Origin of the sequence: Rickettsia endosymbiont of Thecocarcelia acutangulata (genome assembly GCF_964263195.1) — a bacterium.
GTDB lineage: Bacteria > Pseudomonadota > Alphaproteobacteria > Rickettsiales > Rickettsiaceae > Rickettsia > Rickettsia felis.
Genome location: NZ_OZ181652.1, coordinates 73,314 through 93,859, shown reverse-complemented (window position 1 = coordinate 93,859; position 20,546 = coordinate 73,314). Strand labels below are relative to the sequence as shown.

The following is a 20,546-nucleotide window of genomic DNA, read 5'->3' as shown; positions in this document are numbered from 1 at the left end:
CTAAACATTCTCCTTGAACCAATCAAAAGCTTTTTTAAAGAAGCTGCTATTTTCTTCAAGTCTAATATGAGCGAATTCTTTTTGCTGCTTTAGAGCATGAATTTTTAGCATTCCTATAGTTGCTGAATACATAGCCGGATTATAATCTTCTGTAAAACCGGCAATAATCTCCGGTTTACCGATTCTACTCTGTTTTTCAAAAATTTTATTTGAAAGCTCTTTAAGTCCTCTAAGCTGAGACCCACCGCCGGTAATTACAACTCTAAAAACTTCAACCTGCCCTTTTGTTGCTTTATTATATTCGGCTTTTACCATTGATAATATTTCTTCGGCTCTTGCTCTTATTACCTCGGCTAATTTATAAATTGTTACGGAAGTATTTAAATTATGATGAGTATCAACCTGAAAATCATCCATATTTATAATACTATCTTTCTCAAATAAAGGTATAATTGCATTACCGTATAAAATTTTTAATTTCTCTGCCGTAACAAGATCAATACCAAAGACTTTAGCAATATCCGAGCTAATATGAAAACTACCTATATTTACATGCCCCGTATATATTAATTTACCGGCAAAAAAAATGCCGAAAGAGGTAGTTTTATCGCCCATATCTATAATAAGCGAGCCTAGATTTTTTTCATCATTCGTAAGACAGCTAATAGCAGAAGCATAAATTGCTAGAGTAATATTTGTGACTTCAACATGACATTTAGCGAAGCATTGTACAATATTTGATAACATATTTGAACTAGCTGCAATAATATGTAATTCACAACTAAGCTCTCTACCATACATACCTATAGGATTCTCGACTGAATTATTATCAAGAGTAAATTCAAGAGGAAAATAATGAATAATTTCTTGGTTTTTAACTTTAAACTCAAGTAATGCTTTTTGTAGTAACTTTTTAATATCCTGCTGCGTTACGGTTTGCTCGTTAACTTTAATGGTATAATTAATATAATAAGATTTAGTATCGGCACCTGATAACGATAATATAACTTTTTTTATATTTTTACCGCAATCTTTTTCAAGTGCATAAATTGCCGAAACAATGCTAGTTTCAGCATTTTTTAAATCTGATATAACTCCTGATTTAATACCTTTAGAATGATGCAAATTTTGGCTAGCTACTTTAATTTCACCTTTTTTACTAATATAAGCAGCAATTACGGCAATCTTACTACTGCCGAAATCAAGTGTCACAAAATTTGATATTTTCTCTTTCATTTTTTTTATGTTTGTTATTCCAAAAACGTCATTGCGAAAAGAATTACAAAGTAATTTGACGAAGCAATCTCAGGATGCTTGACAAGATTGCCACGTCGAAACTACGTTTCTCCTCGCAATGACGATTCTCAATACTTCTCAATATAATACTTATTCTTATCCCTTAAATCCAAAGCCTTATAATTTTGGTTAAATAGCTTGTTTGCTTTATTAAGTGCATCGACATATTTTAATGCTTCTTCAAACTCTTTTTCAGGTAACTTAATACTTATATTACCTTTAAGATTTAAATCCCACCTTCTATCTCCGAGTCTTACGGCAGCTGAAGTTTTATTCATTAATGCCGGATATTTCTGCAGCTCTAGTACTAATTTACCTGCGTAGATATTTGCCCCTTCCCCTACAACATGTAATAAATGAGGAAAAGGCTGAATATTTTTACTAATTTCATAACCTTCTTCATCGACTAAGAAAAGCTGATTATTAATTTGCCAAATAGCAATAGGTTCTCTTTCAAATAATTTTATATATACCGTATTTGGTAATCTTCTACTGACATATACTTCCTTGATCCATTTATTTTTCTTTAAATTATTTCTAATTTCGTCTAATTTAAGAGCAAAAATAGGACTGCTCTTATTCGCATTTAAAACCTTTAATATTGTAGGCTCATCGACATTTTGCTGTCCTTCGATGATAACATTCTCAAGTTTAAACCCAAGTTTTGTTGTTGTTTGATATATATTTGTTGTTAAGTAGGTTTTTATGCCGGCAAAATATTTTGTAAAAACAAATAGACATACAAAGATAATTAAAGCAATCTTAAGCCCTAATATTGCTTTTTTATAAATTAGTCCTAATTTTCGGCGTAATGAGATATTATTAGTTTTTTTTGTTTGTTTGTTTTTATTAGAGCTTGTTTTTTTTCTCATGATTCAAAGCTTGCCGTCTTTATAATTTCTTCAATTAAGTTAGTAAAATTTATCCCTGCATAAGCTGCAATTTCCGGCACTATTGATAAAGGCGTCATACCTGGGTGAGTATTTATCTCCAAAGCATATAATTTGTTTGTCTGCTCTTCTAAAATAAATTCTGCTCTAGCAGGACCTTTACAATTCATTGTTTTATAAATTTTTTCTGATTCTATAAGTAATTTTTCATATAAATTAGCAGGTAGCGGAGCAGGACAAAGATGCTCAGCAAATCCTTCGGTATATTTAGTTTCATAATCATAGAAACGATTCTTTAGTAATTTAATTTCTAAAGCCCCAAGAACTTTGCCGTTTAATACCGCTATCTGCAATTCTCGCCCTTTTATATATTGCTCTATTATCACCTGATCACCGTAAGGGAAATTATAATCGGCAAAGTTAAAATCATCTTCCTCAAATATCACCTCAACACCAATACTTGAACCTTGCGTAAGAGGCTTAATTACATATGGTCGCTTCACAGGATCGCTTTTTATATTATCGCTTTTGTTTACGATAATACTTTCAGCCATATTAATATTATTCGTTAAAAACCAGCTCCTAGAATGTATTTTATCGAATGCTAAAGCTGAAGATAACACGCCGCTATGAGTATAAGGAATCCGCATTATATTAAGTAATCCAGGCAAGCAACCGTCTTCACCATACGTACCGTGTAGACAGTTAAAAACAATATCAGGTTTTATTTCCTGTAATTTAACCGCAATATCCGCTCCCATATCAATAAAGGTAACTTTATATCCTAATTCAATTAAGGCTTTACTAACTCCTTCGCTTGATACTAAGGATACTTCACGCTCAGCAGACATACCACCCGCTACTAATGCTATATGTTTTTTACCGGTACTACTTAATATTTTGACTTCAGAATGTTCCACCCAATGTGTTTGATATTTCATATTATTTGCTTTTATTATTTGTCATCCTGCGACTTATTTTTCGTCATTGCGAGGAAAAACTGTAAATTTTGACGAAGCAATCCAGTAAAAAATGCTATAGATTAGCATTTTTTTATTATTTTTGCTGGATTGCCACGCAAGTACTACGACTGCTCGCAATGACGATTTTTAAACATACCTACCCAAACGTTTTATTTCCCACTTTAATTCAATGCCGCTATCTTCAAATACTTTCTGCCGGACGAAATCACCTAAATCTTCTAAATCCTTAGCGGTAGCATCACCATTATTTATCATAAAATTACAATGAAGTTCTGACATCGAAGCACCGCCTATTCTATAGCCTCTAAGTCCTGCTTTGTCAATAAGTTCCCAAGATTTAAGCCCCTCAGGATTTGCAAAAGTACTACCGCCTGTACGCTCTTTAATAGGCTGCGTAGCTGATCTTGCGTTATTTATTTCATTCATCCGTAATAATATATTTTCACTATCGCCTTTATTTACTTTAAAAACGGCTTTGAGAATAATTAAATCCTTTGGTAAATTATTACTGCGATATTTAAAACCGATTTCTTCATTTGTGAATACTCGAAAATTTCCTGCAAAGTCAATCGCTTCAATCTTCACTATAATATCTTTAAATTTAGAGCCGTAAGCACCGGCATTCATAACAACACCGGCACCGATAGTACCAGGAATACCTACTAAAAATTCAAAACCGGAAATAGCATTTGCTTGACAGAATTTTGCTAAATTATAATTAAGGCAGCTACTACCTACTATTAGATGATCATCTATAAACTCAATATTACTAAAATTCTGACCGAGCTTTATTGTAACTCCTTCTATCCCGCCGTCTCTTATAATAATGTTTGAGCCTGCACCAAAAGTAGTTATAGGTAATTTTTGCTTATTTTGTATTAAGAAACTTGCTAAATCTTCGCTATCAAAAGGTTTAAAGAAAATTTCGGCATTACCGCCTACTTTAAACCATGTCAGATGTTTTAAATTATAATCTTTTTTATACTCGCCTTTTACTATCGGTAAAGTCATCACAAATTACCGAATTTTTTTGGTAATTCATTAGCAAAACTTGAAATATTACCTGCTCCCATCATAATTATTATATCACCGGGAGTTGCGTTATCTATAATAACTTCAATCGTATTATCTAACTCAGCTAAAAAATTTGCTTGCTCGTGATGCTTATTCTTAGCAATTTTATCAACTAAATTTTGGCTTGTAACCCCTTCTATAGGCTCTTCTCCTGCCGCATATATATCGGTAATATAAATCATATCGGCATCAGCGAAGCAAAGCATAAAATCATCAAATAAATGCTGCATTCTTGAATATCTATGAGGCTGAAAAATAGCAATAACTTTACCGTTTTGTTTATTTGCTATATTTTTAGCCGTCGCAAGTGTTGCTTTGATTTCCTCGGGGTGATGGGCGTAATCATCTATAACCACCGCCTTATTATATTCAGCTACTTTAGTAAATCTTCTCTTTACACCCTTAAAATTATTGAAACCGTTTTTAATAGCTTTAATACCGAAATCTAATTCTATCCCAACGGCAATTGCAGCAAGACTATTTAAAATATTATGTCTTCCGGGCGTTGGAATAGTAATTTTTTCAATAATCGTTGTACCTAGTACATTTGGTAGACTAATTTTTACGTCAAAAGTAGAGGAGGCAATATCAGTATTAATATTAAACGCTATAATATGAGCATCTTCCGAATCGATTCCATAAGTAACAATCTTCCTTTCAGTAATATCATCTACTAACTTACGAACTATTTTATGATCGATACAACAAACAGCAAAACCGTAAAACGGCAAATTAGTAATAAAGCTTTTAAACGCACCTATTAATGTTTCAAAATCTTTATAATAATCTAAATGTTCAGGATCAATGTTAGTTATTATCGCAATAGTTGATGGAATATGAATAAACGTCGCATCCGATTCATCGGCCTCCGCAATTAAATAATTACTTGAACCAAGATATGCATTAGTCGATTTATTATTTATAATCCCGCCGTTAATAACTGTAGGACATAAACCGGCCGCCTCAAATAAACAAGCAATTAAAGAAGTAGTAGTGGTTTTACCGTGCGATCCCGACACGGCTACAGAACATTTTAACCTCATAAGTTCAGCGAGCATTTCCGCACGCCTAATAATCGGAATTTTACGTTCTAAAGCTTCTTTGATTTCCGGATTACTTGGATTAATTGCCGATGAAATAACGACATACGAAACATTGGTAATGTTCTGCTCAGCATGTCCTAAAAATATTTTAATGCCGTATGACTCAAGTCTTTTAGTATTATAATTTTCCACTAAATCGGAACCTTGTACTTTATAACCTAGATTATGTAATATCTCGGCAATACCGCTCATTCCAACGCCGCCGATACCTATAAAATGTATAGTTTCTAAAGTTTGATTAGTTTTTTTTAATTCAAGTAACAGCATCTAAGTTTAATTATTTAAAGTTGAGTTCTGCATATAGGTTTTTATGTAGGTTGTCAAGTGTTATAAAACGTCATTGCGAGAAGAATTACGTAGTAATTCGACGAAGCAATCTCAGCATGCTTGACAAGATTGCCACGTCGAAACTACGTTTCTCCTCGCAATGACATCTCTAAATATCATCCGCCCTATCAAATTTTGCTTCGGAATAGAAGTTTCCTTGTAGCCCGCCGACTTTTAAATCAATTAAAAATTTAGCTATTTCTCCGTTTTCTACAAATTCAGCTACTGTTTCAATACCTAAATCTTCTGAAATTTTAATTAATCTTTCTACAAAATACCTACTTTGTACATCACTTGTAATACTACGCACATATTTACCGTCAATTTTGATAATATCAATTGGTAAGCTTTGAAGTTGTTTAAAAGAAGTAAAACCCGAGCCAAAATCATCTAATGCAAATTTACATCCGTACTTACGTAGCTTATTAATAAATAAAGTTATTTTATCATAATTCTCATTGAAAGAAGTTTCTGTAATTTCAATAATTAAACGGTCCCGAACATTATGAGCTTTTAATAAGTTTTCTGCTATTTCCCATAAAACTTCATCGCCTGTTCCTATATTTGAAATATTAACGGCTAACATTAAGTTTGGGTTACGGGCAAGTTCGTTAACAGTCATTTCTAAAACAATTTGATCAATTATAAAAATTAATCCTTTATTTTCAGCAATAGGGATTATAGGACCTACGGAAATATAAACGCCGTTCTCATCAGGTATACGAAGCAGACATTCATAATAATGAACTTTCATGGTATTGCGATCTATTATAGGCTGATAAGCAAATCGCATAGTCTTTTTTGCTAAGGCTTGTCGTAATAAGTTAAGCTGAAGATTAGATTTTTTTATATTTTCCAAATCATGTTCTGTACTGCTATATTCACGGTAATAATAATTATTATTTTGTGAAAGTAACATATTTAATGTTTTTTCAATTTCTTTAGCATTATTACTTACTTTTGGAAATTTAATACTAGCAATATAACAATTCATATAAATTGCCGGCTTCTGTTCATTAATATAAAGCTGTGAAAATAAATATAATTTTCTAGCAAAATTTTTAATTAAGTCAGAACCAGTAGTATTTAGGATAAATAATATTCTATCTTTCTTTATTTTCTTAAACTTTGAAAAAATATTAAGTTCTTTGCTTACATCTTCAATGATTTGATTTAAATCTTCAATTATAAAATGCTTATCCTGCTCTATAAATTCTATTTCATCATAATTAACTAATCTACAAGCAAAACATACGCCTTTTTCCAATTTATCTATCTCATCTTGTAAATCTTTATAATCCGTTATTAATTCCGACATTGCCATTTTTATCATAAAATTATATACTTAAGGATATTAGGACATTTTTACTGTAAATGAAATAAAAATATGAGCTGCATAGAAAGGATACAAGAAAAATTAAGTGTGTTAAAACCACATTTTCAAGAAATAATAGATGAAAGCTATAAACATGCTAGTCATTATGACGGAATTCACAGCCATATAAAAATAAGAATTGCTGCAAAAACATTACAGGGAAAAAGCCTAATTGCCAATCATCGCACTATTAATAACTTACTTGCCGATGAATTTAATAGCGGCTTACATGCTTTATCTATAGAGGTAATATGAAAACAAATAATATTTTAAAAGTAGCCGTTGGAGCTAGCAGCGTAGCACAAAAAGCCTTAAATAGCATAGCGGATAAAAGCTGTGGCATAATTGAAGATAAAATACTTAAAGGTAATTACGTCACTCGCGAAGAATTTGAAAAATTACAAACTTTAGTAAAAAAACTAAAAAAAGAATTAACAGAGTTAAGGGGTAAATAATTAATCAACTAGCTTTAGAATTTTCTGTTTCTGCTTTTAGCTGTTCTATTTCTTCCTTAGGTAATCCTGTGAACTCTATTATTTGCTGAACAGTTTTACCTTGTTTTAGCATCATTTGTATTAATTCTGCTTTACCCTCAACTTTACCTTTTTCAAAATTTTCAGATAAAGCTATTTCCTCGGCATCTTCCATTAATTTTGCTCTTATATAGGCGTCGTATTCTTCGGGGGTGAGGTTGTGCATTTCAATTACATTATACGCATCTAGTACTTTCTCGCTCTTTATATTTGCAGGCGGACTAGTTTCGTTTTCTGCACACTTAAATAAATGTAGCCACTCATCTATAGTATTATCAAACTTTTTAAGCTCTATAAATACATAGGAAAAATCAAATAAATATTGCTTATTTGTTTTAGTTTCAAGCATTTTATGAAGACTTATACAAGGTACTTCGTCATCAAACATTTTAGTCTTTATAAGCGAAATAACTATTACCGGTAATAAATCTTTATGCTTTATTCCTTTAGTCAGTTGCTGTACGTATGAATGAGCCGAATAATATTGTACTCTTTTTAAGTAATCGCTTTCATTTCTTTTTTGCATCTCGATTATATACCAGCTACCGGCTTCATCTTTTACCTTTAAATCAAATATGCTTTTTTTCCTTTATCAATAATAGGTACTTGCTCTACAGGTATAAATTCTATTTCTTTAATTCTAAACCCCTCAGGTAATTCAAGAACTGCATTGATAAATTCCTTTAACCTTTCTAAATCACGAAAGATTTTTTTAAATAAACTATCATTTGTAGGATCTAAGTATCTTTGCATATTAATTATTACTTTTGGTATTACTGATATTATATAGCTTTTTAAGTAATAAGTAAATATGCAACTTATAATAGAATAATTATTGCCATTTTTTAACAAAAATTACGTACTTTGATCAGTTCTGATTGATACTATTGCTGACATGCCGGGGACTAGATTAGCATTTGGGGACTCAAAATCTATTAAAACAGGGACACGTTGTACGATTTTAGTAAAATTACCTGTAGCATTATCGGGTGGGATTAAACTAAATTTAGAACCGGTAGCAGGAGCAATATTACGAATCTTCCCGTAAATTATTTTTTTAGGCAAAGCATCAAATTCAATTTTGACTTTCATGCCGGACTTAAATTTCTTAATTTGCGTTTCTTTAAAATTAGCCTGAATATACATAGTATTATCTTGAACTATAGAAAACAACGCCCTACCCGGTACTATATAATTTCCGACTTCTAAACTACTATTACCGAATATACCGGGTACCATAGCAATAAGTTTAGTATTTTGTAAGTTCCTTAACGTTACTTTTTTGTTTTCTGTTAGCTCTTTAAGCTTTTCCTGTTCTGCTGCTTTTTCAAGCTCAAGAAGCTGTAAATTTTGCTTAGATATATCTAAATCTAACTGTGCTTGTATAATCTGTTTTGGCTTTTTGATATGCGTTTTTAGAATCATCTAACGTTTTAGAGCTAGCAAATTTTGCCTTATTTAATTCCTACACTCTAGTAAAATCTGTTGAAACAATATCAAAGCTTATTTTAGTAAGCTTTAATTTTTCAGCCGCTTGCTCTAGGCTAATCTGCCCTATTGAGATTTTTTGCTCTATAATTTCTATATTTTTTATGCAAGCTTCAATAGATGCTTCAAGCTTTGCCTTATAATCTCTATCGTCAATTTCTCCTATCAGATCACCTTTATTAACTTTAGTATTATCTGTAACAAATAACTTTGTTAAAACACCGTTAACTTCAGCACTAACATTTGAAATATCTGCATCTATGTAAGCATTATCCGTGGATTGTGTATTTGCCCAAACATAAATTTTATATCCCAAATAAATAAATATTATTAAGGCTATAATAATTACATATTTAGTAAATGGATGATGTTTATATTTGTCGATAGCTTGTTGTAATACACTCGGCATAATTAACTTTACCAATATCCTCTATATTTTAAAAAATAACAAATTGGTATAGAAAGAATATATATAACTGCAATTAACGGCAGTGAATACCATGGATATATGATAAGATTTATAATAACAATAGCAACTAAAATCATTGCAAGCGATAAATATTCAGGTTTAATACTCAAATTTTTTGTTGAGATTGTAGGAAGTCTACTAGCAAGTAGAAAAGCTATAATAGCCAAATATATATTAATTGTTATAGTGTGAGTACGAGTATTAATATTTAATAACGTACCGATTTCAAAATCTATCATTACAGGCGTTAAAGCAAGTAAAGCACCGCATGGGGCAGGTACACCGGTAAAAAAATATTCAGTTTTTTTATCTTGTTTCGGTTGATAAATACCAACGTTAAAGCGAGCTAAACGCAAGGCCATACACACTATAAATAATAGCATTACTGCTGATGAAAATACCTTATATTCATATTGCTGAAAAGACCATAAATATATTAAATAAGCAGGAGCTATACCGAAATTAGCAAAATCGCATAATGAATCAAGCTCTGCACCAAATGGGCTAGCTGCATTTAGCATCCTTGCTATTCTACCGTCGATACCGTCAATAATTGCCGCTACTATAATGCAATATACCGCAAGTTCCCATCTGCTATCCAAAGCAAATTTTATAGAACTCATACCGGTTACTAAACCAAGCAACGTAATAAAGTTGGGAATTAATTTTATTAGAGGTACAGGCTTAGTTATTATAGATTTACGAATTTTTAACAATTTTTATACTCCCAAGTGTCATACCGTGGCTTGACCACGGTATCCATAAAAACAATACAAAATACTAGTATTTTTACTGGATCCCGCGATCAAGTCGCGGGATGACAAGATGGTGGAATCGATCCACACAACAACGCTGGTCAAGCCCACGGTATGATATTTAACTATCTTCTCTCAAACTTAAATTCTGCTGTCTTTTTACGTCCAAAATCAGCAATGATAGTTTCACCACCTATAGCAGTCTGCCCTTTACTCACTAATAAAGCTGTTTTCAACGGTAGGTAAACATCTACTCTGCTACCGAAACGAATTATACCGTATCGCTCGCCCGTTTTAACTTCATTCCCCTCTTCTAAATCACAAACTATACGCCTTGCTATAAGTCCTGCTATTTGAACAAAAACGATTTTCTGCCCTTGATCAGTTTCCATTAATACTGATTGACGCTCATTATAAATACTAGCTTTATCAAGTGAAGCATTAAAAAACTTTCCGGGATTATAATGAAGTACTAAAATTTTTCCGTTTGCCGGGATTCTATTAACATGGACATTAAAAATATTTAGAAAAATACTAACTCTAATCATTTCCACATCACCAAGACCTAATTCCGGGGGCGGCAATGCTTCCTTAATTTCTTGAATTATTCCGTCTGCAGGACTTATTACCAGATCATCACTTATAGGCACAAAGCGATCAGGATTACGGAAAAAATAAATACACCAAGCAGTAGCAATAAATCCAATACAGCCAAGTTTTTCATTAAATGACGCTAATAAAAAACTTACTAATGCAAAGCTAGCAATAAATATATATCCTTCGCGGTGAATAATTTTAAATAAATCATTATATTGTTTCATTTTAATCTCTATGAATCTCCTTATTATTTTTAACTATGCCTGCTCTGCTTTATCCTCTTGGTTCTCACTCTCATCTTCATCTTCTTCTTGAGGGGTAGCCTGGGCTTCTTGAGCAGAACCAAGAGCATATACACATAAATCCGGAAGTGGAACACCGTTTTTTTTGGCAAGATCATTTAGCTGTGATATTGCTTTCATAACCTCATCAGGAATAGTACCACCTCTTTCGTCAGATAACCATTTTGCTTGAAATTGTAGCGGATGATGCCCTTCTTGAGGCGTACCTATATAAAACTTAAAATTGGCTCTTTGTCCACCAAAATCACAGTCAAATTCAAACTCTTTATAATGTGCCATAACTTTATGAATTAATAATTATATTAATATTATTATATTCTAACAATAAAAATGCAAATCTAAAATAATTTCTGTCCAAGAGGTTACTGTATCAGTTACTTTAAAGCTAATTAAATGCTTTTTTGCTACAAATTATAAGATTTTCTTGAAATAGGAACTACTATTCTTTCTAAAATCTTATTAATTTTCGCTATAAAATCTCTTTAATTATCAATTAAAATAACTGATACATATAACCTCTAATATTTTTTAAGTTTCTTAGTAATATAACGATTTGAATATATAAATTTATCGTTAGAATCTATAATTATCCCGCCTGCTTCCTTAATAAGAAGCTCAAAGGCATAATATAATGTAAAATTTAATAATGATAAACATATTAAATCCGCTTTACCTGATGCTACAAGCGTAGCCCCGTAGCAAGGAGAGCCAAAAGATCTAATATTATCTACCTCTATCTCCTCCAAATCATTATGATTTAAACCTTCAATAATTCCTAAACAATTTTTTAAATCGGCATTATCGGAAACTCTAAGTCTTAATCCTTGATAATTAGAGTTTAAATTATTTTTTTCTATCCAAGCTCCTTTACCTTTTTCAGCATAATAAATTTCATTAAGAGCAGGAAAATATATTACTGTAGAAGTAGGAGTTAAAACTTCTTGATTCCTTTTTAAATAAGTTATGGATATCGCAAAAAAAGATATGCTTCTGGCGAAATTATTTGGGCTATCTATAGGATTAATTAAAAAGACACTATCATAATTATTATTTAAATCGAATTGATCCTCTGGAAAAAATAAATATTGTGTATGTTTTTGTAATTCTTCACATAATAAAGTTTTTAATCTTAAATAGGATCGCTTACAAAATTCTTCGTTTCTTACAGAATTTTTTTGCAGCATTTCGAGTTCTAAAAAATCTCTATGCAAAAACTTAACTGCTTTACGCAGGGCATTAATTAATAAATTAGTTATAGGTTGCATTTTATTTTAATAGTTAATTTATTACAGCGTCATACCGTGGATAAATCGGCATTGTTGCATGGATCGAAAAATCTACTCGATGTCATTCCTGCGAAAGCAGGAATCCATTATAAAGCGAGCTTTTAGTTTTAAAAACTTGTTATATTTATACTTTTTTTTGGATTCCTGCTTTCGCAGGAATGACATTAAACTTGCTTTGCCCTTTCGACATATGTCATATCATCAGTTTTAACAACAATTTTTTCTCCTACTTCTAAATATTGCGGTACCTTAACTTTAATACCGTTTTCTAAAATTGCCGGTTTATAAGAAGCGGTAGCGGTTGCTCCTTTTATTACCGGATCAGTTTCATTAATTTCAAGTATAACAGTTGGAGGAAGCTCAATATTTAAAGGCTTCTCATTATAAAATTCGACTTTAACAATCATATTTTCAGTTAAGAAAGGTAATTTTTCTTCTAAAATTTCCTTGGGAACATTTATTTGTTCAAAATGTTTGGTGTCCATCAATACCAAATCATCACCTTCAAAATATAAAAATTGATAATCTTTTTGTTCAAGTTCGGCTTTTTCTAAATAATCGGAAGAGCTGAATCTTTCGTTACGCTTTGTCCCTGTTTTTAAATTTTTCATCTCAACTTGTACATAAGCTCCACCTTTCCCTGGTTGAGTATGTTCCGGCGTTTTGCTTACAACCCATAAATCATTATTATAAACTAATATGTTACCTGTTCTAATTGAATTTGCTGAAATTTTCATATATTATACATTTAAGACTTAAAATTAAAGTATAAATATACAAATTATTTCCTTTAAAAACAAGAATTTAATCTTATGACCACAATATTAGTAGTAGATGATATAGAAACCAATATTAAGTTACTGACAGCCAAACTTTTAAAAGAGTATTATACGGTTCTTACTGCAAATAGCGGCAAAGAAGCATTAGCAATTCTTAAAAAGGAGAAAATCGATACTATACTACTTGATGTTATGATGCCGGAAATGGATGGATTTGAGGTATGTAAAACGATAAAAACCGATCCGGAAACTACTCATATACCGGTCGTAATGGTAACTGCACTTTCTGATATTGATGATCGAGTTAAAGGTCTTGAGGCAGGGGCTGATGAGTTTTTAACAAAGCCTATTAACGATACTGCTCTATTTGTAAGACTTAAATCGCTATCTAGAATGAAAAGCTTAATTGATGAATTAAAGCTTCGTAATAGCACTAATGCATTATTAGGCGTAACAAATATCGAAATGCATGACACTTTTGCAGATAAAAAAATATTACTAATTAATGATGATGTGGTACAAGCTAAAAATATAAAACAAATGTTACTTAAGATTACCCAAAACGTAAAGGTAATAAGTAATTCCGATGAATTAGATATTATAAATGAATATACACCCGATTTAGTAATTATCAGTAGTACGCTCGAAAATGAAGATCCTTTAAGAATCAGTGTTATTTTAAGAGGTAAAGCAGAAATAAGCGGCGTGGTAATAATTTTACAAATTGATGAAGACGGTATGCCTTTAGTTGTGAAAGGTATTGAACTCGGTATTAATGATTATTTCGTTTATCCTATAGAGGAAAGCGAATTACTTGCTAGAATTAGAACACAATTAAGGCGTAAGCAATATCAAGATAATCTACGTAATGACCTTGAACAAAGTGTTAATTTAGCAGCTAAAGACGGCTTAACCGGCTTATTTAATCGTCGCTATTTCGATATACACCTCAAACAAATGATTGAGAAAGCTAATAAAGAAAGTATTAAATTATATTTACTTATGTGCGATATCGATAATTTTAAACACGTAAACGATACTTACGGTCATCAAGCAGGCGATAAGGTTTTAACGATTGTATCCCGTATTTTGAAGAATACTCTCAGAATAACAGACTTAATAGCAAGATTCGGCGGTGAAGAATTTACTATACTTTTAACGGATATAGATATTTCTAAAGCAATTGAAACTGCGGAGAGAGTTAGAGCTAAAATAGAATATATGGATTTTCACATTGAAAATCAAATTGAACCTTTAAAAAAAACTATTTCAATCGGAGTTACGGAATATAAAAAAGAAGAATCAATAAAATCTTTTATTGAACGTGCTGACAAAGCTATGTATGAAGCTAAAACCACGGGTAAAAATAAAGTAGTAAAATTATAATTGATTTTTTAAAGTAAAAAAATAATGAGAAATTCTTCCAAAAAACATCTTGATTTACCATATAGACCAGGAGTCGGCATGATGATATTAAATGCCGATAACCATATATTCGTCGGTAAAAGAATAGATACAAAAATATCTGCATGGCAAATGCCGCAAGGTGGGATAGTTCCCGGCGAAACTCCAAGTATTGCAGCAATGCGTGAGATGTTAGAAGAAATAGGAAGCGATAAAGGATATATTATTGCCGAAAGCAAATGCTGGTATAGTTATGATGTACCGAGCTTTTTAATACCTAAATTGTGGAACGGTAATTTTCGCGGACAAAAACAACGCTGGTTTTTAATTAGATTTACCGGAAATAACGAAGATATTAATATAAATACCTCTAATCCGGAATTTGACCAATGGCGTTGGGCATCACTTGACGAACTATTATCTATTATAATTCCTTTCAAACGGAAACTTTATCAAGCCGTCGTAAAAGAATTTGAATCATTAATTCAGTAAAAATTTTATATATATATCATAAATGAAGAGTTGGTAGACGAAGTTTAATTTGGAAAAGAGCAAGGCATCTTGAAGCTGATAAACGCAGCGTACATACTAGTATGTGAGGATTACCAGCAAAAGATAACGTAGCCAATTTTTCAAATTAAACGAGTATACTTAATTATTTAGAGCCTCTTGATCCTCTATTTGACCTAAACATATATTATGTTGATCACTATCATCATGGTAATCAGAATTTATATGTACCTTAATTTTATTAGCCAGGTATCTTACGCCTAATATACTTAATGTTACTGCTGTTGTAATACAGATAAATATAGTACCTGTAGCAGCACTATTTACCTCTCTATCACCTTCAATTAATTCATTTATAGCACTAAATAATGAAGTATCCGTATCATTGCCTAAAGTAAATACAGCACATTCATTTGTTCCTCTAGACAATAAACTAATATCTTTATCGCAACTAGATTCAATCATATAATATGTACTATCATTCTTTATTAAGTTATAATTATTATCACCGATTATATGTGCAGTAAATACATTTGCTAGGTTAGATATAGTTATATTAGCAATAAAATCTTTTACTTTTCTTATATGAAATAAGTTTATAATAAAATTACTTAGACAGTGATTTGTTGTTGTTTCAGTTTCCCAATTAACCTTATCAATTTGAGCTTCCGGCATTAAAAACCATGAATTTATATCTTCAAACGCAAATTTTAGCTCTCTAACCAATCCACATAAAATATATTTTTTATCAGCAATATGTACAAAGGTATGATCAGGATGCTCATCTAAAAAATATGTAGAACTATTAGAAAAAGGTTTTAAATGTACAAAATATACCTTATTTCTATCAAGGCTTTGGTCATAACTATTTTCACTAGAATCAGCTGATATTAAATTTGGTAATAAAATAAGTCTACAAAAATAACCGATTAAATATAACTATATTTGGTAAAAATTTAATATGATAATTTGGCATAACGTTACCTTATGTTTATTATAAACAGGTCTTATTATTAAGAATATTGTTATAATTCAAATTCAATTAATTTAATAAGAAATTATCGTTTAGCTGTTGATACTTGTGTGATTTTTGCTATTATTCTTTTCACTTAAGAATTAATACTTTCTATCTTTGCAGCCAATATAAAGTCACTTTCCTTAAGACCGTCGATTTTATGAGTCCATATTTCCACACTACATGCTCCCCAAGATATAGTTAAATTGGGATGATGTGCTTCCTGCTCTGCAATTTCAGTTATCTTATTTGCAAATTCCATAGCTTTTACAAAATTAGGAAATTTATATTTTTTATAAAGATGCCCTAATTCATTCACTTGCCACTTACTTTGTAATTGAACTAATAACTTATCAATTTCTTTTTTCTCAAGCGGCGGAATACCGCCCTCACACGGAATACATTTTTTTTCACTTAATACTGTCATAGTTTTTTATTAGACTTCCTGCATAAGTTATCTTATAAAGAGGAATTTGAAGGAGACACTTCACCTCGAACCGCAGCGTACACAAGCGTACGTGAGGATTCGAGTACCGGATCGACGTACAAATTACCTTTAGAAGTGACTTATGCAGGAAGTCTATTCTATATCAAAGTTAAAATATTGATCTTTATAAGGCTCATCTTCAAGTGTATAATGCCACCACTCAATCTGACACGCTTTAAAATTATGTTTTTGCATCTTAGAACGTAAATAATTACGTTTTTCTAAATATTGTTTATCAATTAATTTACTGTCATGATGTGAAGCTTCATCAAATAAATCAAAAGAAGTATACATATCTACCGTATTATCATCTAAATAGGATATAACACGTTCATCTTTCAATTTTCTCTTAATGACTTTTGGATTATTATTAACTTCCTTCTAAAGCTTTATTATTGATAAATCTACAGTACTACCCCTACTATGACTGGATTTTTCAGCTATATAACCTAGTGTAAAACATTTAGACTTATCTATATATGGGTAAAAGCGTTCCTTATTTTTTTGGTCAATATTATCTTTGCTCCATCTTAAAAAATGTTGTACAGCTTTTTGCGGTCTATATGCGTCATATATAATAAGTGAATAACCATCTTTTTTTATCTCAGCTTGTACTGCTTTAAGAGCCTTAGCAGCTTCTATAGTTAAAATTGCTTCTGGTGCTTTATAACCATCTACCTTTTTACCAACAAAATTTTCATATGAATAATAGTGCATATTTTGAATAATTGTAGGGTCGATATCTTTCAGATACACGAACCCTTTAGGTAAGGATTTAGCATATATTGGAAGAGAGCTCATAAATATAAAAATTAAACTTGTTAAAATCAATTTTATAAAATGCTAGGCTTTGCAAAGGTTTTTAATTGATTTGTTATTTTGAGATATTTTTTAGTACAAATCAAATCTTTTTAGAAATGTTCACAGAGCCTAGATTGCCACGCTCCTTTTAGTCGCAGCCTTGTTGCATGGCTCGCTTATGTCATTCCCGCGTAGGCAGGAATCCAGAAAAAAAGTATAAATACAGCAAGTTTTTGAAATTAAAAGCTCAATTTATCTCGCTTTATGCTGGATTCCCGCCTACGCGGGAATGACACCGAGGGCATTTTTTAAGCCGTGCAACAACGCCTTTAGTCGCTCGCAATGACGATATAAACTTTTTCTAGGCAATGCCTTAACTTGCTATTGGCTTTAAATTATTAATAACATTATATAGTAAAAGGGATAATAAATGGTAGCGAGGGAGGGATTTGAACCCCCGACACACGGATTATGATTCCGTCGCTCTAACCAGCTGAGCTACCCCGCCCAGGGGAGAAGTGTTTATATAATTGATCGTAGGCGTTGTTGTATAGGCTTGTTTATGTCATTCCCGCCTACGTGGGAAAGCATTGTTGCGTGGAATTGCTTATCCGTCATTGCGAGGAAATTGCATAGCAATTGACGAAGCAAGGCAGAAAAAAAATTCTGTAAATCAGAATTTTTTTATTATTTTTCTAGATTGCAGCAAAGCTTAGCCCCTCGCAATGACGATTTGGCATCCACGCAACAATGACAATAGCCAATATCTTAACGTTTAGAGAATTGTGTTTTCTTACGTGCTTTACGTTGTCCGTATTTCTTACGCTCTACTACCCTAGAATCACGCGTTAAAAGACCGCCTTTACGCAAAATAGCATGAAAATCCGGAGCAGATTTATCTAAAGCTTTAGAAATTCCATGTAAAATAGCCCCTTTCTGTCCTGAAATTCCTCCACCTCTAACAGTACAAATTACATCATACTGATCAATAGTTTTTGTTAAGACAAACGGCTGTAAGATAGTTTTCACATAAGTTTCAGAAAGAAAATACTGGTCTATTGTTTTTTTATTAACAACTATTTTTCCTTTTCCTACTTTAAGCCATACTCGTGCTATAGCATTTTTTCTTTTACCTGTAGCATAAAACTTGCCTGAATTATCTATTTTTTCTTTAGGAGTTTTTAATACCGGTTTTAAAAGCTCTTTAGTTAACTGCTTTTCTACTTTTTCTGTTTTAATTTTTAACTCGGTCATATTCTATTACTTTTTATTTTTTGGATTTTGGCTTGCAAAATCATAAACAGTAGGTTGCTGTGCCATATGAGGATGATCACCATTTGCATAAACGTACAAATTACTCATTTGCTTAGCACCTAAAGTATTTCTTGTAATCATTCTTTTTACGGCCATTTTAATAACTCTCTCAGGGTGTTTACCGCTTAAGATTTTACCTGCCGTAGTATCTTTTATCCCACCTGGAAATCCTGTATGTCTGTAATATATTTTTCCGTCTTTGGGATTCGCTTTTTTACCTGTTAATTTTACATGCTCTGCATTTATTATGATTATATTATCACCACAATCTAAATGAGGCGTAAAGCTAGGCTTATGCTTACCGCGTAGCATATTAGCAACTCTGCTAGCGAGTCGTCCTAGTACAATATTTTTTGCGTCTATGACCCACCATTTCTTTTCAATCTCCGATGGCTTTGCCGAGTAAGTTTTCACAATAGTATCTATTTTAATTAGAATTTAAAATTAAAGAATCAAGAAACATATTTAATAGCATTAATACCCGCTATCTGTCAAGCTAAATATAATTTATTTACTTCCGAATATTATTTTTCTATCGGTAGAAAAATATAAATTATTATTTGCCATTAGCCCATAATAACGAATATTTTTTATAATTTTGACAATATTAGGTATCATGTTTAATCCATTATTATCAACATCAAAACTATATAAAACACCGTTAACGGAAATAACATTTAAACTTCGCTTATTGTTATTATCAACTCCAACAAAAGGTACTAAAAAAGTAGCAGATTTTAGTTTCTTAGGATCTTTTCCATCATTTAAATCAGCTACAAACTTTACTTTCCCTGTTTCAGGATTAAATGCTGCTATTTGTCTAGCATTATTTGTTACAAATAAGCTATTACCGATTAAAGACATTGATTGAATATCCTCGGCATTTACCTGCCAAATCACACTACCGGTTGCTATATTAAGCTTAATAAGCTTACCAAGACCGGTCGCTATATACAGATTCATATTATCATGAACGGGGGTACATAAAATACTTGATTCGTCAAAATTCGGTATAGTTGTACGATCATTAAGATTTGCAAACTCAAAATTCCATCTTACTTCACCGTTTTTTATATTTAAGGCAAGTACTTGACCGGAATTATAAGTTACTATTACATTATCATGCTGTACTATCGGCGTCATAAAATAACTAGCAGATAAAACTTCCGCTAGGCTTTCATGTTCCCATATGGTTTTTAAAGTTTCTGCATTTAAAGCAATAGTTTGATTACTGATAGTTTGAACTAAGACAGTATTATCATCTAGCACAATAGGCTTAATTCTAATAATGTCCGGAAGTTCTTTTCTAATTATTTCATAACCTGATTTTGCATCTAGTACTACTAACAGCCTTGAACCGTATGTTACGTATAATTTTCCGTTATGGTGTAAAATTCCGCCGCCTATATAATTATCTTTTTTATGTCTACTTAAATTATAAGACCAAATAATCTTATTTTTCTCTATAGAAAATGCAGAAATATTCGATCTAATATCTAATGCATAAATCATATCGCCTATAAAAATCGGCTCAGTAATTGTTTTGCTTCTAGCAAAACTATACTGTTTACTCTTAAGCATATTTGCATTAAATGTATACATATTTGCATTAGAATCTAAATATATAGGCTCATTAGTCTGAATTGCTAATTTAGGAGTCAACTCAACAATATTTTTTACCCTTTTTGGTCCAAGCCCGTTACATGAAATTAAAATAAAAGGTAATAACAGAAGTGCTATTTTTTTTGTCATATTTTT

The 20,546-nt window shown here is 31.5% G+C and carries 21 protein-coding genes, 1 tRNA gene and 4 pseudogenes; 5 read left to right on the top strand and 21 right to left on the bottom strand.

Features of this window, described 5'->3' with window-relative positions:
• From ftsA to ACE38Q_RS00465, 6 genes are all read right to left on the bottom strand, one after another.
• Window positions 1-1,236 carry a cell division protein FtsA gene (gene ftsA / locus ACE38Q_RS00490; protein WP_500189662.1) on the bottom strand — a complete coding sequence of 412 codons (1,236 nt, stop codon included), beginning with the start codon at window positions 1,234-1,236 and terminating at the stop codon, window positions 1-3.
• Between the two features lie 128 nt (window positions 1,237-1,364).
• The gene (locus ACE38Q_RS00485; RefSeq protein WP_500189661.1) at window positions 1,365-2,168 is read right to left on the bottom strand and encodes a cell division protein FtsQ/DivIB; all 804 of its coding nucleotides are present in this window, start codon (window positions 2,166-2,168) and stop codon (window positions 1,365-1,367) included.
• Window positions 2,165-3,127, bottom strand: coding sequence for a D-alanine--D-alanine ligase (locus ACE38Q_RS00480; RefSeq protein WP_500189660.1), 963 nt, complete (start codon window positions 3,125-3,127; stop codon window positions 2,165-2,167). The genes ACE38Q_RS00485 and ACE38Q_RS00480 overlap by 4 nt, the downstream gene beginning before the upstream one ends.
• 168 nt (window positions 3,128-3,295) lie before the next feature.
• Complete coding sequence (gene murB, locus ACE38Q_RS00475; RefSeq protein ID WP_500189659.1) at window positions 3,296-4,183, bottom strand: UDP-N-acetylmuramate dehydrogenase; 888 nt, start codon at window positions 4,181-4,183, stop codon at window positions 3,296-3,298.
• Window positions 4,180-5,613: a UDP-N-acetylmuramate--L-alanine ligase gene (gene murC, locus ACE38Q_RS00470; protein WP_500189658.1), complete on the bottom strand. Its 1,434-nt coding sequence runs from the start codon at window positions 5,611-5,613 to the stop codon at window positions 4,180-4,182. Before murC ends, murB begins: the two co-directional genes overlap by 4 nt.
• 169 nt (window positions 5,614-5,782) lie before the next feature.
• Window positions 5,783-7,006: an EAL domain-containing protein gene (locus ACE38Q_RS00465; protein ID WP_500189657.1), complete on the bottom strand. Its 1,224-nt coding sequence runs from the start codon at window positions 7,004-7,006 to the stop codon at window positions 5,783-5,785.
• 54 nt (window positions 7,007-7,060) lie between these two features.
• Here ACE38Q_RS00465 and ACE38Q_RS00460 point away from each other — a divergent pair, with 54 nt between their 5' ends.
• Window positions 7,061-7,303, top strand: coding sequence for a BolA family protein (locus ACE38Q_RS00460; RefSeq protein ID WP_500189656.1), 243 nt, complete (start codon window positions 7,061-7,063; stop codon window positions 7,301-7,303).
• The gene (locus tag ACE38Q_RS00455) at window positions 7,300-7,503 is read left to right on the top strand and encodes a hypothetical protein (protein WP_500189655.1); all 204 of its coding nucleotides are present in this window, start codon (window positions 7,300-7,302) and stop codon (window positions 7,501-7,503) included. The genes ACE38Q_RS00460 and ACE38Q_RS00455 overlap by 4 nt, the downstream gene beginning before the upstream one ends.
• A gap of 4 nt (window positions 7,504-7,507) precedes the next feature.
• Here ACE38Q_RS00455 and ACE38Q_RS00450 read toward each other — a convergent pair whose 3' ends face one another.
• From ACE38Q_RS00450 to efp, 8 genes and pseudogenes are all read right to left on the bottom strand, one after another.
• Window positions 7,508-8,107: an Rpn family recombination-promoting nuclease/putative transposase gene (locus ACE38Q_RS00450; RefSeq protein ID WP_500189654.1), complete on the bottom strand. Its 600-nt coding sequence runs from the start codon at window positions 8,105-8,107 to the stop codon at window positions 7,508-7,510.
• 38 nt (window positions 8,108-8,145) lie between these two features.
• Window positions 8,146-8,334: a hypothetical protein gene (locus ACE38Q_RS00445; RefSeq protein ID WP_041077773.1), complete on the bottom strand. Its 189-nt coding sequence runs from the start codon at window positions 8,332-8,334 to the stop codon at window positions 8,146-8,148.
• Window positions 8,335-8,436: 102 nt separating this feature from the next.
• Window positions 8,437-9,478, bottom strand: a pseudogene (locus ACE38Q_RS00440) (HlyD family secretion protein).
• A gap of 8 nt (window positions 9,479-9,486) precedes the next feature.
• Window positions 9,487-10,254, bottom strand: a complete 768-nt coding sequence (locus tag ACE38Q_RS00435) for a CDP-alcohol phosphatidyltransferase family protein (protein ID WP_500189653.1) — start codon at window positions 10,252-10,254, stop codon at window positions 9,487-9,489.
• A gap of 164 nt (window positions 10,255-10,418) precedes the next feature.
• On the bottom strand, window positions 10,419-11,114 hold the full coding sequence (locus tag ACE38Q_RS00430; RefSeq protein ID WP_500189652.1) for a phosphatidylserine decarboxylase: 696 nt from the start codon (window positions 11,112-11,114) through the stop codon (window positions 10,419-10,421).
• Between the two features lie 33 nt (window positions 11,115-11,147).
• Window positions 11,148-11,471, bottom strand: coding sequence for a DUF2610 domain-containing protein (locus tag ACE38Q_RS00425; RefSeq protein ID WP_500189651.1), 324 nt, complete (start codon window positions 11,469-11,471; stop codon window positions 11,148-11,150).
• A 239-nt stretch (window positions 11,472-11,710) separates the two neighbouring features.
• Complete coding sequence (locus ACE38Q_RS00420; protein WP_500189650.1) at window positions 11,711-12,457, bottom strand: inositol monophosphatase family protein; 747 nt, start codon at window positions 12,455-12,457, stop codon at window positions 11,711-11,713.
• A gap of 185 nt (window positions 12,458-12,642) precedes the next feature.
• Complete coding sequence (gene efp, locus ACE38Q_RS00415; protein ID WP_500189649.1) at window positions 12,643-13,215, bottom strand: elongation factor P; 573 nt, start codon at window positions 13,213-13,215, stop codon at window positions 12,643-12,645.
• Between the two features lie 75 nt (window positions 13,216-13,290).
• On the opposite strand from efp, the gene ACE38Q_RS00410 reads away from it, so the two are divergent.
• Window positions 13,291-14,643, top strand: coding sequence for a PleD family two-component system response regulator (locus ACE38Q_RS00410; RefSeq protein ID WP_500189648.1), 1,353 nt, complete (start codon window positions 13,291-13,293; stop codon window positions 14,641-14,643).
• Between the two features lie 24 nt (window positions 14,644-14,667).
• Window positions 14,668-15,153 (top strand): RNA pyrophosphohydrolase, encoded by a 486-nt coding sequence (locus ACE38Q_RS00405; RefSeq protein ID WP_008580323.1) that lies wholly within the window; start codon window positions 14,668-14,670, stop codon window positions 15,151-15,153.
• Between the two features lie 702 nt (window positions 15,154-15,855).
• On the opposite strand, the pseudogene ACE38Q_RS00400 reads toward ACE38Q_RS00405, so the two are convergent.
• Window positions 15,856-16,147: pseudogene (locus ACE38Q_RS00400) on the bottom strand (hypothetical protein); the annotation flags it as partial.
• Between the two features lie 133 nt (window positions 16,148-16,280).
• The gene (locus tag ACE38Q_RS00395) at window positions 16,281-16,613 is read right to left on the bottom strand and encodes a 4a-hydroxytetrahydrobiopterin dehydratase (RefSeq protein ID WP_500189647.1); all 333 of its coding nucleotides are present in this window, start codon (window positions 16,611-16,613) and stop codon (window positions 16,281-16,283) included.
• 18 nt (window positions 16,614-16,631) lie between these two features.
• Here ACE38Q_RS00395 and ACE38Q_RS00390 point away from each other — a divergent pair.
• A pseudogene (locus tag ACE38Q_RS00390) lies at window positions 16,632-16,769 on the top strand (palindromic element RPE1 domain-containing protein); the annotation flags it as partial.
• Here ACE38Q_RS00390 and ACE38Q_RS00385 read toward each other — a convergent pair.
• The 5 genes and pseudogenes from ACE38Q_RS00385 to ACE38Q_RS00365 all read right to left on the bottom strand — a co-directional run bounded on the left by ACE38Q_RS00385 (window position 16,767) and on the right by ACE38Q_RS00365 (window position 20,540).
• A pseudogene (locus ACE38Q_RS00385) lies at window positions 16,767-17,390 on the bottom strand (M15 family metallopeptidase). The pseudogenes ACE38Q_RS00390 and ACE38Q_RS00385 overlap by 3 nt on opposite strands.
• A gap of 515 nt (window positions 17,391-17,905) precedes the next feature.
• Window positions 17,906-17,982 (bottom strand) — tRNA-Met (locus ACE38Q_RS00380).
• Between the two features lie 260 nt (window positions 17,983-18,242).
• On the bottom strand, window positions 18,243-18,728 hold the full coding sequence (gene rpsI / locus ACE38Q_RS00375; RefSeq protein ID WP_500189646.1) for a 30S ribosomal protein S9: 486 nt from the start codon (window positions 18,726-18,728) through the stop codon (window positions 18,243-18,245).
• A gap of 6 nt (window positions 18,729-18,734) precedes the next feature.
• Window positions 18,735-19,202 (bottom strand): 50S ribosomal protein L13, encoded by a 468-nt coding sequence (rplM, locus tag ACE38Q_RS00370; RefSeq protein ID WP_041078837.1) that lies wholly within the window; start codon window positions 19,200-19,202, stop codon window positions 18,735-18,737.
• Window positions 19,203-19,295: 93 nt separating this feature from the next.
• Window positions 19,296-20,540 (bottom strand): outer membrane protein assembly factor BamB, encoded by a 1,245-nt coding sequence (locus ACE38Q_RS00365; protein ID WP_500189645.1) that lies wholly within the window; start codon window positions 20,538-20,540, stop codon window positions 19,296-19,298.
• Window positions 20,541-20,546 lie beyond the last annotated feature (6 nt).